We start from the raw sequence: 13,655 nt of genomic DNA on the forward strand, positions 1-13,655 counted from the left end.
GCACCGCCATCTGCACCGGGCGCTGCATCGCAATTCTGGCAAAAAGGCAGAGGTAAACCCAGCGTTCTCAGGGGGTTAGATCGTCGATCCGGCCTTAACCGCCGGTATGGCTCATATGCCGCGACATCTTCCCCTGCACCCCGGCGCGGGAATAGTCGAAATCATGCCCCTTGGGCTTTTTCGCAATCGCGGCACGGATCGCCGCCTCCACCACCGCATCCTCCGGGCTCGCCCGCAGCGGCCCGCGCAGATCGGCCATATCCTCTTGGCCCAGGCACATGTACAATTCGCCCGTGCAGGTCAGCCGCACCCGGTTGCAGCTTTCACAGAAGTTATGCGTCAGGGGCGTGATGAAGCCCACCTTCTGCCCCGTCTCCCCCAACCGGACATAGCGCGCAGGCCCCCCCGACCGCTCGGCCAGATCGGTCAGCGCAAACCGCTCCGCCAACCGCGCCCGCAGGTCTTTCAACGACCAATACTGATCAAGCCGGTCCTCATTGCCCAGATCGCCCATCGGCATGACCTCGATGAAGGTCAGATCGTGGCCTTCTGCTGCGCACCAGTCAACCAGTTGAAAAAGCTCATCTTCGTTGAACCCTTTCAGCGCCACGGTGTTGATCTTCACCCGCAGCCCGGCCTCTTTCGCGGCCTCGATCCCGTCCAGAACCTGCGCCAACCGCCCCCAGCGGGTGATCTTGGCGAACTTGTCCGCGTCCAGCGTGTCCAGCGACACATTGATCCGCCGCACCCCACATTCGGCCAACTCGGCGGCATGTTTGCGCAATTGCGACCCATTGGTCGTCAGCGTCAATTCCTTCAGCGCGCCGCTCTCCAGATGCCTCGACATGGCACGAAAGAAGGTCATGATCCCCTTGCGCACCAAGGGCTCCCCCCCGGTGATCCGCAGCTTTTCCACCCCCAGCCGGACGAAGGCCGAACAAAGCCGGTCCAGCTCCTCCAGCGACAAGAGGTCCGCCTTGGGCAGAAAAGTCATGTTCTCCGCCATGCAATAGACACAGCGGAAATCGCAGCGATCCGTCACCGACACCCGCAAATAGGAAATCGGTCGGGCAAACGGGTCAATCAGCGGGGCAGGGCGCGCATCCATGACACAAGGTTAAGAACTATCCCCCACCCTCGCAAGTCACGAAGCGCCGCTTTCCCCCCCGCCCGCGTCAGACCTTCGTCGCGGGTCACGCTCATGCGCGTCAGGTAAAAAAGCCATTCTACCGGGAGGATCGCCCGCAAGACCTTGGTATCGCCCGCCAAACACACCGTGACCGCACGCAGCCCTAACCTGCCGTTAAGGTTAACGCGCGCCGGGAAAATAAGCTTATTCATCTTGGCCAAAATACCCTGGGGGTCCGGGGGCAAGCCCCCGGGGCCACCCACCAAGACCACCGTTACAGGTACCGCGCCGCTTCCTTCCGGGCAAAGGACTTCAACCCGGCGCCAGGCCCGTCCAGAAACACCCGCGCCCGCGCGGCATCGTGCTTCGACAGGTCACGCACCCACCAGGCCACCGCCTTCTGGATGAACCAATCGCGATCCGCCACATAGTCCGCCGCCCATCCCAAGGCACGCTCGCGGATGACAAGCTCTTGTTCTTTCAGGAAATTCATCTTGGCAAAGGGCAGGGTGACCACCAGCGCCGCGCGCCGGGTCCACATGTTTTCGCTCGCCGTCCAACCCGCCACTGTCTCGATCCGCGCGGGGTCTGCGACCAGCCGCTTCTGCGCGGCAATCGTGGCATGATCGGCCACGGCCCATCCCTCGAACCCCGGCACCCATGTGCAGATCAGGTCCCACACCGCCCCGTCGGGCCGGATGCGCGCCTGCGCCAGCAGCTTTGCCGCCGCCACCATCGCCTCATGGATGCCGCTCTCCCACAGCCCTGCCGCCAGTGCGACCCGCGCCTCGACATCCAACTCTGCCCGCCATTCTGCGACCAGTTCCTCGACCTGAGGCACCGTAACCCCCAGATATCGCCGGGAAACCTTGTGATAGGCCGCCATCTCGGCGGCCTTGCCCGCATCGGCCAAAGCCTCCAGTTGCGCCAGTGCCTCGGGGATCATTCCACCGTCACCGATTTCGCCAGATTGCGCGGCTGGTCCACATCCGTGCCCTTCGCAATCGCCGTGTGATAGGCCAGCAACTGCGCCGGAATCGCGTAAAGGATTGGCGCAAAGGCCGCCGGCACCTCAGGCATGGTCAGCGTCCGCCAGGTGCCCGCGCCCGCCTCGGCCACCCCGGCCGCATCGGAAATCAGCAGCACCTTGCCATGCCGGGCCATCACCTCCTGCATGTTCGACACCGTCTTGTCGAACAGCGCGTCACGCGGGGCAAGAACGATCACCGGAACGCGGGCATCAATCAGCGCGATAGGCCCATGCTTCAATTCGCCCGATGCATAACCTTCGGCATGTATATAGCTGATTTCCTTAAGTTTCAGCGCCCCTTCCAGCGCCAGCGGATACATCGCGCCGCGCCCCAGGAACAGCACATCCTGCGCCTCGGCCAGTTCTTCGGCAATCGCGGCAATCGGGGCCGACAAGGCCAGCGCGTGGTTCATCAACCCCGGCAGATTGCGCAGGCCCGACAGCAGTTCCGCCGCCCCCGCCGCATCCAGCCGCCCCCGGTCCAGCCCGGCCTTGATCGCCAGCAACGCCAACACCGTCAGCTGGCAGGTAAAGGCCTTGGTGGACGCCACGCCCACCTCCACCCCCGCCATGATCGGCAGGCTCAGATCGCTTTCGCGCGCGATCGAAGATGTCGGCACATTCACCACCGAAACGACCTTCGCCACCTTTTCCTTGGCATAGCGCAACGCGGCTAGCGTATCCGCCGTCTCGCCCGACTGGCTGACGAAGATCGCCCAACCCTTGTCCGACAAGGGAGGTTCGCGATAGCGGAACTCCGACGCGATGTCGATTTCGGCGGGCAGTCCGGCGATCTGTTCGAACCAATATTTCGCCACATGACAGGCAAAGGACGCCGTCCCGCAGGCCACCATCACCACCCGGTCCACCCCGGTGAAATCCACCCCTTCAGGCAGGTTCAGCGCGGGCACTGCTTTGCCGCCGGTATAGTGCTTCAGCGCATCCGCGATCACCACCGGCTGCTCGGCAATCTCCTTGGCCATGAAATGTTTGTAGCCCGCCTTCTCGACGCGCGTCTGATCAATCTGGATCCGCGTTTCGGACCGGTTCGCCCGGCGGTCGGCGGAGTCAAAGATCTCAGCCCCCTTGCGGGTGATCACCGCCCAGTCGCCCTCTTCCAGATAGGTGATCCGGTCCGTCATCGGCGCCAGCGCAATGGCGTCCGATCCCACGAACATCTCGCCCGTGCCATGGCCGATGGCCAAGGGGCTGCCCTTGCGGGCAGCGATCATCAGATCATCCTCGCCATCGAACAGGAAGCACAGCGCAAAGGCCCCATGCAGCCGGTGCAGCGTCGCGCGCGCGGCCTCGACCGGCGTCATCCCCCGCGCCATGTGCATCTGCGCCAGCAGGGCGATGGTCTCTGTATCGGTCTGGCTTTCCTGCACATAGCCGGCGGTCGCCAACTCCTCGCGCAATTCGCGAAAGTTCTCGATGATCCCGTTATGCACCACCGCCACCGGCCCCGCACGGTGGGGATGGGCATTGGTAACCGTTGCCGCGCCATGTGTGGCCCAGCGGGTGTGACCGATGCCCGCCTTCCCGGCGAGCGGTTCATGCACCAACAGATCAGAAAGGTTCACCAGCTTGCCCACCGCGCGGCGACGATCCAGTTTGCCACTGTTCACGGTGGCAATCCCGGCGCTGTCATAGCCGCGATATTCCAGCCGTTTCAGCGCCTCAACTAGCAGCGGCGCCGCCTCGTGATTACCCAAGACCCCTACAATTCCGCACATTATGGATGCCCTTTTGCCGCGTTGGCCTTGATGGATTTTAACTTTTCGAAAAATTTGGTCGCAAGGCCCGGTTTGTTCACCTGCTTGGCCCGGCCGATGGCCACAGCCTCGGCAGGCACGTCTTCCGTGATCACCGACCCCGATCCCGTCAGCGCGCCATCGCCCACCGTGACAGGGGCCACCAGCATCGTGTCTGATCCGATAAAGGCGCGTTTGCCGATCACCGTGCGGTGCTTCATCACCCCGTCATAGTTGCAGGTGATCGTGCCTGCACCGATGTTGGTGAACTCCCCCACATGGGCGTCGCCCAGATAGGTCAGATGCCCGACCTTCACCCCTTCATCGAGGATCGCATTCTTGATCTCGACGAAATTGCCGACATGCACATCTTCAGCCAGTTCCGCGCCGGGGCGCAGCCGGGCGAAGGGCCCGACCTGCGCGCCGCGGCTGATGTGACAGCCTTCCAGATGGCAGAACCCCTTGACCTCGGCTTCGCTCTCGATGGTCACGCCGGGGCCGAAGATCACGTTCGGCCCAATCACCGCATCGCGCCCCACCACTGTATCGAGGGCGAAGAACACCGTTTCCGGCGCTGTCAGCGTCACACCGTTTTCCAACGCCTCGGCCCGCGCACGCGCCTGAAAGGCGGCCTCCGCATCGGCCAGTTGCGCGCGGGTGTTCACGCCCAGCGTTTCCGCCTCGTCGCACAGGATAACCCCCGCCGACAGCCCCTCGGCCCGAGCCAAGGCTACGATATCGGGCAGGTAATACTCGCCCGCCGCATTGTCATTGCCCACAGCCGCGCACAGCCGCAACAAGGTGGCGGTATTGGCACAGACCACGCCGGAATTGCACAGCGTGACGGCGCGTTCATCCTCGCTCGCGTCTTTCCATTCGACGATCCGCGCCAGCGCCTCGCCTTCCGCGATCAGGCGGCCATAGCGGCCCGGATCAGCGGCGTGAAAGCCCAGCACCACCACCGCATGGCGTTTGCGCGCAGCCAGCATCGCCTGAAGCGTTTCTTCCCGGATGAAGGGCGTATCGCCATAGAGAACCAGCGCATCCCCCGCCACGCCCTGCAACAGCGGTGCCGCCTGCAACACCGCATGGGCTGTGCCCTTCTGTTCGGCCTGCACCACGGTCTGCGCATCCTCGTCAAAGGCCCGCGCCGATTTCGCCACCGCTTCGGCCCCATGGCCCGTGACCACAACCGTCACCTCGGGTTCCAGCGCGCGCCCGGCCTGCATGGCATGATGCAGCAGGGGCGCTGCCCCCACCTTGTGCAGCACCTTGGGCAGGTCGGAATTCATCCGCGTGCCCTGGCCCGCGGCCAGAATGATAAGCGAGACCGGCATACTGCCCCTTTCCTTCTTGTTGCGCCCGTTTTACCCCCATTAAGGCGGGCCGCAAGCCTTGCCCGCTTCACGGCTGTTTACGGGGTGTTTCAAGCGATGCGGACAGTGGTCTTCGATTTGGACGGAACTTTGGCGGATACCTCGGCCGATCTGCTGGCGGCGGCCAATGCCTGTTTCCGTGATCTGGGCCATGGCGACATGCTGACCCCGGCCGATACACTGACGGCCTTTCATGGCGGCAGGGCCATGCTGCGGCTGGGATTCTCGCGGTTGGGCGCGGTGTCAGAGGCGATGATCGACGCGCAGTATCCCCGGCTTCTCGTGGCCTATGCCGACGGAATTGACACCCATACCCGGCTTTATCCCGGCGCCATTGCGGCGGTCGAGGCGCTGCGGGGCAGGGGCTTTGCCACCGCGATCTGCACCAACAAACCCGAAGGTCTGGCCGAAACGCTGGTGGGCCGCCTTGGCATCCGACCCCTGTTTGATGCGCTGATCGGGGCCGATACGCTGCCCACGCGCAAACCGGATGTGGCCCCCTATGCGGCCTCGGTCGAACGGGCAGGGGGCAGCGTGGCCCGTTCCATGCTGATCGGCGACACCGATACGGATCGCAAAACCGCCCGCGCGGCGGGCGTTCCCTGTGCTCTGGTGACCTTCGGCCCCGAGGGGCGCGACATAGCGCGCCTTGATCCCGATGCCCTGCTGGACCATTTCGACGATCTGCCGGAACTGGCGGAAAGGCTGGTGATCTGATGGAACGTTTCATGGGCAGTTTCACCCAGCAAGAGCCGATCCCCGAAGAGGGGATCGAGGCCGCGCTTGCCGTCCTGCGCCATGGCCGCCTGCACCGCTACAACACCGCCCCCGGCGAAGTGGCGGAAACCGCGCTGCTGGAAGAGGAATTCGCCGCCCTGACCGGCGCGCGCTATTGCCTTGCCGTGGCCTCGGGCGGGTATGCCATGGCCTGTGCCCTGCGCGCGGTGGGCGTGGGGGCGGGCGATCCGGTGCTGTCGAATGCCTTCACCCTCGCCCCGGTGCCGGGGGCCATCGCCTCGGTCGGCGCGCAGCCCGTCTTTGTGGAAGTAACGCCCGATCTGACCATCGACCTCGCACATCTGGAGGCGAAGGCCATTGAGACCGGCGCGCGCGTCCTGCTGCTGTCGCATATGCGCGGGCATGTCTGCGATATGGAGGCGTTGATGGCGCTCTGTGACAGGCAGGACATCACGGTGATCGAGGATTGCGCCCATACCATGGGCGCCACCTGGCGTGGCGTTCCATCGGGGCGGCACGGGCAGGTGGGCTGCTATTCGATGCAGACCTACAAGCACATCAATTCGGGCGAAGGCGGCTTCATCATCACCGATGATCCGCAGATCGCCGCGCGCGCTGTGCTGCTGTCCGGCTCCTATATGCTTTACGCCCGTCACCGCGCCGCCCCCCCGCCCGAGGCGTTTGATGGCATCAAGCTGGACACACCCAATATCTCGGGCCGGATGGATAATCTGCGCGCCGCCATCCTGCGCCCGCAACTCCGCCTGTTGGCAGACCGCGTCGCCCGTTGGGGCGTGCTCTACCACATGTTGGAGACGGGCCTTACGGATACGCCCGCGCTGCGGCTGATCCCACGCCCGGAACACGAGGTTTATGTGGGATCATCCTTTCAGTTCCTGCTGCCGGACTGGCCCGCCGGGCGCATCCGCGCGCTGATTGCGCGGTGTGCCGCGCGGGGGGTGGAACTGAAATGGTTCGGCGCGCCGGACCCGGTCGCTTTTACCAGCCGCTATGACCACTGGCGCTATGCCAGCCCGGAACCGCTGCCGCAGACAGATCGCTTGCTGGCCGGGCTGATCGACATGCGGGTGCCGCTGACCTTTTCGCCCGAGGATTGCGCGCTCATCGCCCGCATCATCCGGGCCGAGGTGCTGGCCGTGCAGCAAAGCGGCGACGAGGCCGAGGCGGCGGTCCCCCTGGCCGACTGAGGGACGAAGAATTTTCTGCAAAAATTCTTCGATCCGATCCTTCAGCGAAGGATCGCGATTTTTCGCAGAAAAATCGCCCAGACAGAATTTTCGCGGAAAATTCTGCGGCTTACTGCGCCGGGGCCGCTTGCCACAGTGGCACGGTGGAAATCGACATCTTGGCCGACCCTTCGGTTATCTCGCGGGCATGGGCCACATAGATCAGCGTGTTGTTCCCCTCATCATAGATGCGGGTGACCGAAAGGGTCTTCAGCAGCAGCGATTGGCGTTCGGAAAAGATCTCCTCGCCCTCGGGTCCGCGCGCAATATCGCCCAGCGTGATCGGCCCTGTCTGGCGGCAGGCGATGGACGAATTCGACGGGTCTTCGAACCAGTTGCCCTGCACCAGACGATCCAGCGTCGAGCGGTCGAAATAGGCCAGATGGCAGGTCACCCCTGCCACATCGGGATCAGCCAGCGCTTCGATTAGGATGTCATTGCCGATCCAGTCCACCCCGACAGTTCCCACCTCTTCCGCCAAGGCAGCGCAGGGGAAAAGCGTAAGCGCGATCAGGGCGGCGGCACGCAAGGGCAGGCGGGACATGGCGACTTCTCCGGTCTGGGACAGGTCGCAGTGAAGCGCAAGCGGCACGCGGATACCAGCCCGGAACCGCAATCGGGGACGCGTTCGGCAGATTCCATCGGCGACTCAAGGACCTGCCATCGCGCCTCGCGTGCCGCGCTGCGGCAGAATGTCGGTGTGCTGTGGTATACAAGTCGCAAAGACTGAGGAAGATTGCACGGATTGCGTTGTCGCAGCCCCGTCTTTTGCCCCCGCCATTGGTTGACCAAGGCCGGGGGGCGGGGTAAACGAAGCGCCAAGAGATCAAGCAGCCCATCCGAGGCCGCAGCTCGCCAGTCGCCAGCCGAAGGAGCACCTCGTGGACCCACTTCTCCGAGAGTATCTTCCAATTCTCATCCTGCTGGCCGTCGCCGTCGGTCTGGGCCTTGTCCTGCTGCTGGCCGCGGCGCTCATCGCGGTGCGAAATCCCGATCCGGAAAAGGTGTCGGCCTACGAATGCGGCTTCAATGCCTTTGATGACGCGCGGATGAAATTCGACGTGCGCTTCTACCTCGTCTCGATCCTGTTCATCATCTTCGATCTGGAAGTGGCCTTCCTCTTTCCCTGGGCCGTCGCCTTTGGCGACATGAGCATGACAGGGTTCTGGTCGATGATGGTGTTCCTTGCCGTGCTGACCGTCGGCTTTGCCTATGAATGGAAGAAGGGAGCCCTGGAATGGGAGTGAGCACATCGCCCAACCAAGCGGGCGGCGACCATGAGGTTGCCGTAAAGGCCCTGAACCGCGAATTGCAGGACAAGGGCTTCCTGCTGACCTCGACCGAGGACATCATCAACTGGGCGCGGATCGGGTCCCTGCACTGGATGACCTTCGGTCTGGCCTGCTGCGCTGTCGAGATGATGCACACCTCCATGCCGCGCTATGATCTGGAACGCTTCGGCACTGCGCCCCGCGCCAGCCCACGGCAATCGGACCTGATGATCGTGGCGGGCACGCTGACCAACAAGATGGCCCCGGCCCTGCGCAAGGTCTATGACCAGATGCCCGAGCCGCGCTATGTGATCAGCATGGGGTCCTGCGCCAATGGCGGCGGCTACTACCACTATTCCTATTCCGTCGTGCGCGGCTGCGACCGGATCGTTCCGGTCGATATCTACGTTCCCGGCTGCCCGCCCACGGCCGAGGCGCTGCTTTACGGCATTCTGCAGTTGCAGCGGAAAATCCGCCGCACCGGCACCATCACCCGCTAAGGAAGACACGGCATGTCCGAAGCCTTGCACGAACTGGCGGCCCATATCGCCTTCAAGCAATCCGATGCGGTGCTTTCCAGTGCCGTCGCCTTTGGCGAACTGACGCTGGATGTTGTGCCGGAACGGCTGGAATCTTTGGTCGAATTCCTGCGCACCGACAGCGCCTGCCGCTTTACCAGCCTGGTCGACATAACCGCCGTGGATCACCCCGAACGGGCGGAACGGTTCGACCTCGTTTATCACTTCCTGTCGATGTACCAGAACCAGCGTATCCGGCTGAAAATGGCCATCGGCGAAGAAGAGATGGTCCCGTCGCTGACCGGGGTTCATCCGTCGGCCAACTGGTTCGAACGCGAAGTGTTCGACATGTTCGGCATCCTGTTTTCCAACCACCCAGACCTGCGCCGCATCCTGACGGATTACGGCTTTCGTGGCTTTCCGCTGCGCAAGGATTTCCCGACGACCGGCTATACCGAGGTTCGCTACGACGAGGCGCAAAAGCGCGTGGTCTATGAACCGGTCAAGCTGGTGCAGGAATACCGCCAGTTCGATTTCATGTCGCCTTGGGAAGGCGCCGAATACATCCTTCCCGGCGACGAGAAGAAGGGCTGATCCGTGGCGCAAGAGCCGACATTCCTGATCTGCACAGGGGCGACAAAGGCAGGCACGTGCTGGCTGTACCGCTATCTGCTGGCGCATCCGGACTGTCACCTGCGCGCGATCAAGGAACTGCATTTCTTCAACAGCGCCGAAGCCGGCACGATGCGCAACTGGCGCAAGCGCGAAGAGATGCGCCTGCTGCGTGCCCGCGCCCGTCAGGCCGAAGGCGACGCCAGCCCGGAAACGGCGCGGCTGATCCGTGATTTGACCGATTGGGTGGCGGTTCTGGCGCGCGGGCCGCGTGCTGTGGCGGCCTACCTGGACTACCTGACACAGGGGCGCGGCGACCGGCATGTGGTGGCCGACATCACCCCCGCCTATGCGATGCTGCCCGAAGCCCGGCTGCGCGGCATGGCCACGATGGCGACGGATGTACGCTTCCTCTACCTCTTGCGCGATCCGGTGTCGCGGCTCTGGTCGCAGGCGCGGATGCTGGGTCAGCGGCGCGCGGCCGATCCATCCGATTTCCCCGCGCAGTCGGTCGTGGCGATGACTGACATGCTGGACGGGATCGAAGGCGGCAAAGCCGATCGTGAGGATTATGCCGGCGCCATCGCACGCCTGCGTGCGGCCGTCGCGCCCGAAAAGCTTCTGATCCTGCTTCAGGATGAATTGATGACGATCCCCGGCATCGCCCGCCTGTGCCGTTTTCTGGGCATCGCCGACCACCCGGCAGATCTGGCCCATCGTGAACACGAAGGCCTGCCGCTTGATCTGCCAGCCACGCTGCGCGCCCGCGCACAGGCGGCCTTGCGCCCGCAATATGAATATGTCGCCCGTCTGATGCCGGAACTTCCGGCAAGCTGGCGCAGGAACATGACAGAGGTTCACGGATGATGGACGGTGCCTTCGACGACGCGCTGACAGGCGAACAGAAAATCCGCAACTTCAATATCAACTTCGGGCCTCAGCACCCGGCGGCGCATGGTGTGCTGCGCCTTGTGCTGGAACTGGACGGCGAGATTGTCGAACGCTGCGATCCGCATATCGGCCTGCTGCATCGCGGCACAGAAAAGCTGATGGAAAGCCGGACCTATCTGCAAAACCTGCCCTATTTCGACCGGCTGGATTACGTGGCCCCGATGAACCAGGAACATGCCTGGTGTCTGGCCATTGAAAAGCTGACCGGCACCAAAGTGCCGCGCCGCGCCAGCCTGATCCGCGTGCTGTTTTCGGAAATCGGCCGCGTGCTGAACCACCTTCTGAACGTCACCACGCAGGCGATGGACGTGGGCGCGCTTACCCCTCCGCTCTGGGGGTTTGAGGAACGCGAACAACTGATGGTCTTCTACGAACGCGCCTGCGGCGCGCGTCTGCACGCGGCCTATTTCCGCCCCGGTGGCGTGCATGTCGACCTGACGCCCTCGCTGCTGGACGATATCGACGCCTGGGCCGATCATTTCCCCAAGGTGCTGGACGATATCGACACGCTGCTGACGGAAAACCGCATCTTCAAACAGCGCAACGCCGATATCGGCATTGTGACCGAAGATGACATCCAGAAATGGGGCTATTCCGGCGTCATGGTGCGCGGGTCGGGCCTGGCTTGGGACCTGCGCCGTAGTCAGCCCTACGAATGCTATGACGAGTTTGACTTCAAGATCCCCGTCGGCAAGAACGGCGATTGCTATGACCGCTATCTCTGCCGCATGGCCGAAATGCGCGAGTCGACCAGCATCATCCGGCAGGCGATTGCCAAGCTGCGCGTGGAAAAGGGCGACGTGCTCGCACGTGGAAAGATCACGCCGCCGAAGCGGGCCGAGATGAAGACCTCGATGGAGGCGCTCATCCACCACTTCAAACTCTACACCGAAGGCTTCCACGTCCCGGCGGGCGAGGTTTACGCCTGTGTCGAGGCGCCCAAGGGTGAGTTCGGCGTCTATCTGGTCGCCGACGGCACCAACAAACCCTATCGCGCCAAGATCCGCGCGCCGGGATATCTGCACCTGCAATCCATGGATTACATCTGCAAGGGCCACCAGCTTGCCGACGTATCCGCCATCATCGGCACGATGGATGTCGTGTTCGGGGAGATCGACCGCTAATGCTCCGCCGCCTGCACCCTGTCCAACCGGACTCCTTCACCTTCACGCCCGCCAATCTGGAATGGGCGAAGGGCCAGATTTCCAAATACCCCGAGGGTCGTCAGGCCTCGGCCATCATCCCGCTGCTGTGGCGCGCGCAGGAGCAGGAAGGCTGGCTGACCCGCAAGGCGATTGAAACCGTCGCTGACATGCTGGGTATGGCCTACATCCGCGCTCTGGAAGTGGCGACCTTCTACTTCATGTTCCAACTGCAACCCGTGGGCTCCATCGCCCATGTGCAGATTTGCGGCACCACCACCTGCATGATCTGCGGCGCAGAAGACCTGATCAAGGTCTGCAAGGAAATGATCGCCCCCGCGCCGCATACCCTTTCCGCAAATGGCAAGTTCAGCTGGGAAGAAGTGGAGTGCATGGGCGCTTGCGCCAATGCCCCGATGGCCCAGATCGGCAAAGACTATTACGAAGACCTGACGCCCGCGAAACTGCGCGACCTGATCGCCCGCTTCTCCAAAGGCGAGGTGCCGGTCCCTGGCCCGCAGAACGGCCGCTATGCTGCCGAACCGCTGTCGGGCCTGACCACGCTGAAAGATTTCGAATCTGGGCGGCAGCAATACAACGCATCCGCCCAACTGGCGGTGGATATCGGAGACACGGTGAAGCGGATCGACGGCACCGAAGTGCCGATCCTGACGCCTTGGCTGGGCAAGGCGGCCACAGCCGCCGCACCCAAGAAGCCTGCCGCCAAAAAGCCTGCCGCGCCGAAGGTGGATGCCACCCCGGACGCACCCGCAAAAGCCCCGCGCAGCCGCGCAAAGAAAACACAGGACGAATGACGAAAAAACGAGGGAAGGGGCGAACCTGACGCCCCGCAAACAGGGATACGCGCATGAAACGAGTCGACAATCTGAATGCCCCTTCGCTGAACGGCTGGATCTTCGCCGTCGTAGCCGGGGTTTTGGCCTTTCTCATCGCAAAGGTGGTGGGCGGCTTTGATTACACGACCTCCGGCTTCTTTGCCGCCGTCATCACGGGTCTGGTCGGCTTGGTCATCGGCATGCCCTGGGGCGCGGCTGACCGCATCCCCAAACCCGAAGCAGATACGGATGCCGCGCATCCTGCCGCTCCCGTTGCCGCTGCGGTTCCCGCTGCTGCTCCTGTGGCACCGATGGCAGAAGCAGCGCCGCTGATGGCTGCGTCGATGGTGTCTTCAGCCCCCGTAGCCGAAGTCGCCGCCCCGATTGCCGCCCCCGTTGCCGCTCCGGCACCCGCTGCCCCCAAGGCCGAGGCAAAGCCGAAGGCCGAGCCAAAGCCCAAAGCCGCTGCCAAGCCTGCCGCCAAAGCCGCCGCTGAAGCCGCCCCCGTCGCCGCCCCCGAAGGCGGCAGCAAACCCAAGGCGCTCAAGGCTGCGCGCAAGGGCGTGGCGGATGACCTGAAGGTGATCGAAGGCATCGGCCCCGCGCTGGAAAAGGTGCTCAACGACAACGGCATCTTCCACCTTGACCAGATCGCCTCATGGGGTGCGGCCGAAGTGGAATGGATGGATGGCAACCTGAAAGGCTTCAAGGGCCGCGTCACCCGCGACAAATGGGTGGCTCAGGCCAAACTGATCGGCGAGGTGGGGCTGGAGGAATTCCTCCGCCGTGCCAAGACGAACGATTACTGAGGCGGGGATGCGCGAACCCACCCCGCAGGAAAAGGAAATCGCCAGACAGACAAGGCAAGTGGCCTTTGTTCTGGCAGGAACCATGATCCTGTGGATGGGGGCAAGCTTCCTTGGGGGAAGGCTGGGCTGGGAAACCCGCTTTGCCTTTCTCTTCGACCTCGCTGCAATGGCCGCGTTCATCTGGGCGCTGGTCGTGACTTACCGGATCTGGCGCAAACGCCAGGGCAATTGAGGGGCAAGAC

General features: G+C 63.5%; 14 protein-coding genes and 1 pseudogene. 10 read left to right on the forward strand and 5 right to left on the reverse strand.

The window, feature by feature from the left end:
- Positions 1 to 94: 94 nt before the first annotated feature.
- The 4 genes from moaA to glmU form a co-directional block, all read right to left on the reverse strand.
- Positions 95 to 1,108, reverse strand: a complete 1,014-nt coding sequence (gene moaA, locus RSE12_10145; protein WRH64655.1) for a GTP 3',8-cyclase MoaA — start codon at positions 1,106 to 1,108, stop codon at positions 95 to 97.
- Positions 1,109 to 1,403: 295 nt separating this feature from the next.
- A complete protein-coding gene (locus RSE12_10150) occupies positions 1,404 to 2,075 on the reverse strand; it encodes a DNA alkylation repair protein (GenBank protein WRH64656.1) in 672 nt (223 codons plus the stop codon).
- The gene (gene glmS, locus RSE12_10155) at positions 2,072 to 3,895 is read right to left on the reverse strand and encodes a glutamine--fructose-6-phosphate transaminase (isomerizing) (protein WRH64657.1); all 1,824 of its coding nucleotides are present in this window, start codon (positions 3,893 to 3,895) and stop codon (positions 2,072 to 2,074) included. Before glmS ends, RSE12_10150 begins: the two co-directional genes overlap by 4 nt.
- Positions 3,895 to 5,250: a bifunctional UDP-N-acetylglucosamine diphosphorylase/glucosamine-1-phosphate N-acetyltransferase GlmU gene (gene glmU, locus RSE12_10160; protein WRH64658.1), complete on the reverse strand. Its 1,356-nt coding sequence runs from the start codon at positions 5,248 to 5,250 to the stop codon at positions 3,895 to 3,897. The genes glmS and glmU overlap by 1 nt, the downstream gene beginning before the upstream one ends.
- Positions 5,251 to 5,346: 96 nt before the next feature.
- Here glmU and RSE12_10165 point away from each other — a divergent pair, with 96 nt between their 5' ends.
- Together RSE12_10165 and RSE12_10170 are read left to right on the forward strand one after the other, a co-directional pair.
- Positions 5,347 to 6,006 carry an HAD hydrolase-like protein gene (locus tag RSE12_10165; protein WRH64659.1) on the forward strand — a complete coding sequence of 220 codons (660 nt, stop codon included), beginning with the start codon at positions 5,347 to 5,349 and terminating at the stop codon, positions 6,004 to 6,006.
- Positions 6,003 to 7,235, forward strand: a complete 1,233-nt coding sequence (locus tag RSE12_10170) for a DegT/DnrJ/EryC1/StrS family aminotransferase (GenBank protein ID WRH64784.1) — start codon at positions 6,003 to 6,005, stop codon at positions 7,233 to 7,235. Before RSE12_10165 ends, RSE12_10170 begins: the two co-directional genes overlap by 4 nt.
- A gap of 109 nt (positions 7,236 to 7,344) precedes the next feature.
- On the opposite strand, the gene RSE12_10175 is transcribed toward RSE12_10170, so the two are convergent.
- Positions 7,345 to 7,818: a CreA family protein gene (locus tag RSE12_10175; GenBank protein ID WRH64660.1), complete on the reverse strand. Its 474-nt coding sequence runs from the start codon at positions 7,816 to 7,818 to the stop codon at positions 7,345 to 7,347.
- A 337-nt stretch (positions 7,819 to 8,155) separates the two neighbouring features.
- Here RSE12_10175 and RSE12_10180 point away from each other — a divergent pair, with 337 nt between their 5' ends.
- The 8 genes and pseudogenes from RSE12_10180 (at position 8,156) to RSE12_10215 (ending at position 13,645) form a co-directional block, all read left to right on the forward strand.
- Complete coding sequence (locus RSE12_10180) at positions 8,156 to 8,521, forward strand: NADH-quinone oxidoreductase subunit A (GenBank protein ID WRH64661.1); 366 nt, start codon at positions 8,156 to 8,158, stop codon at positions 8,519 to 8,521.
- On the forward strand, positions 8,512 to 9,045 hold the full coding sequence (locus RSE12_10185) for an NADH-quinone oxidoreductase subunit B family protein (GenBank protein ID WRH64662.1): 534 nt from the start codon (positions 8,512 to 8,514) through the stop codon (positions 9,043 to 9,045). Before RSE12_10180 ends, RSE12_10185 begins: the two co-directional genes overlap by 10 nt.
- A 12-nt stretch (positions 9,046 to 9,057) precedes the next feature.
- Positions 9,058 to 9,657, forward strand: coding sequence for an NADH-quinone oxidoreductase subunit C (locus RSE12_10190; protein ID WRH64663.1), 600 nt, complete (start codon positions 9,058 to 9,060; stop codon positions 9,655 to 9,657).
- Positions 9,658 to 9,660: 3 nt separating this feature from the next.
- Entirely contained in the window at positions 9,661 to 10,542 is an 882-nt protein-coding gene (locus tag RSE12_10195) for a sulfotransferase (protein WRH64664.1), read from the forward strand.
- On the forward strand, positions 10,542 to 11,750 hold the full coding sequence (locus RSE12_10200; GenBank protein WRH64785.1) for an NADH-quinone oxidoreductase subunit D: 1,209 nt from the start codon (positions 10,542 to 10,544) through the stop codon (positions 11,748 to 11,750). The genes RSE12_10195 and RSE12_10200 overlap by 1 nt, the downstream gene beginning before the upstream one ends.
- Positions 11,750 to 12,457 (forward strand): annotated as a pseudogene (nuoE, locus tag RSE12_10205) (NADH-quinone oxidoreductase subunit NuoE). Before RSE12_10200 ends, nuoE begins: the two are co-directional and overlap by 1 nt.
- Before the next feature lie 179 nt (positions 12,458 to 12,636).
- A complete protein-coding gene (locus tag RSE12_10210) occupies positions 12,637 to 13,413 on the forward strand; it encodes an NADH:quinone oxidoreductase (GenBank protein ID WRH64665.1) in 777 nt (258 codons plus the stop codon).
- A gap of 7 nt (positions 13,414 to 13,420) precedes the next feature.
- Positions 13,421 to 13,645 (forward strand): DUF5337 domain-containing protein, encoded by a 225-nt coding sequence (locus tag RSE12_10215; protein WRH64666.1) that lies wholly within the window; start codon positions 13,421 to 13,423, stop codon positions 13,643 to 13,645.
- Positions 13,646 to 13,655: the final 10 nt, after the last annotated feature.

It is taken from the genome of Fuscovulum sp. (assembly GCA_035192965.1).
Lineage (GTDB): Bacteria > Pseudomonadota > Alphaproteobacteria > Rhodobacterales > Rhodobacteraceae > Paragemmobacter.

Coding starts and splice junctions, on each gene's coding strand:
- glmS (WRH64657.1), bottom strand. CDS start 3,895: ATGTGCGGAATTGTAGGGGTCTTGGGTAATCACGAGGCGGCGCCGCTG.
- RSE12_10200 (WRH64785.1), top strand. CDS start 10,542: ATGGACGGTGCCTTCGACGACGCGCTGACAGGCGAACAGAAAATCCGC.
- glmU (WRH64658.1), bottom strand. CDS start 5,250: ATGCCGGTCTCGCTTATCATTCTGGCCGCGGGCCAGGGCACGCGGATG.
- RSE12_10165 (WRH64659.1), top strand. CDS start 5,347: ATGCGGACAGTGGTCTTCGATTTGGACGGAACTTTGGCGGATACCTCG.
- RSE12_10190 (WRH64663.1), top strand. CDS start 9,058: ATGTCCGAAGCCTTGCACGAACTGGCGGCCCATATCGCCTTCAAGCAA.
- RSE12_10175 (WRH64660.1), bottom strand. CDS start 7,818: ATGTCCCGCCTGCCCTTGCGTGCCGCCGCCCTGATCGCGCTTACGCTT.
- RSE12_10210 (WRH64665.1), top strand. CDS start 12,637: ATGAAACGAGTCGACAATCTGAATGCCCCTTCGCTGAACGGCTGGATC.
- RSE12_10150 (WRH64656.1), bottom strand. CDS start 2,075: ATGATCCCCGAGGCACTGGCGCAACTGGAGGCTTTGGCCGATGCGGGC.
- moaA (WRH64655.1), bottom strand. CDS start 1,108: ATGGATGCGCGCCCTGCCCCGCTGATTGACCCGTTTGCCCGACCGATT.
- RSE12_10215 (WRH64666.1), top strand. CDS start 13,421: ATGCGCGAACCCACCCCGCAGGAAAAGGAAATCGCCAGACAGACAAGG.
- RSE12_10185 (WRH64662.1), top strand. CDS start 8,512: ATGGGAGTGAGCACATCGCCCAACCAAGCGGGCGGCGACCATGAGGTT.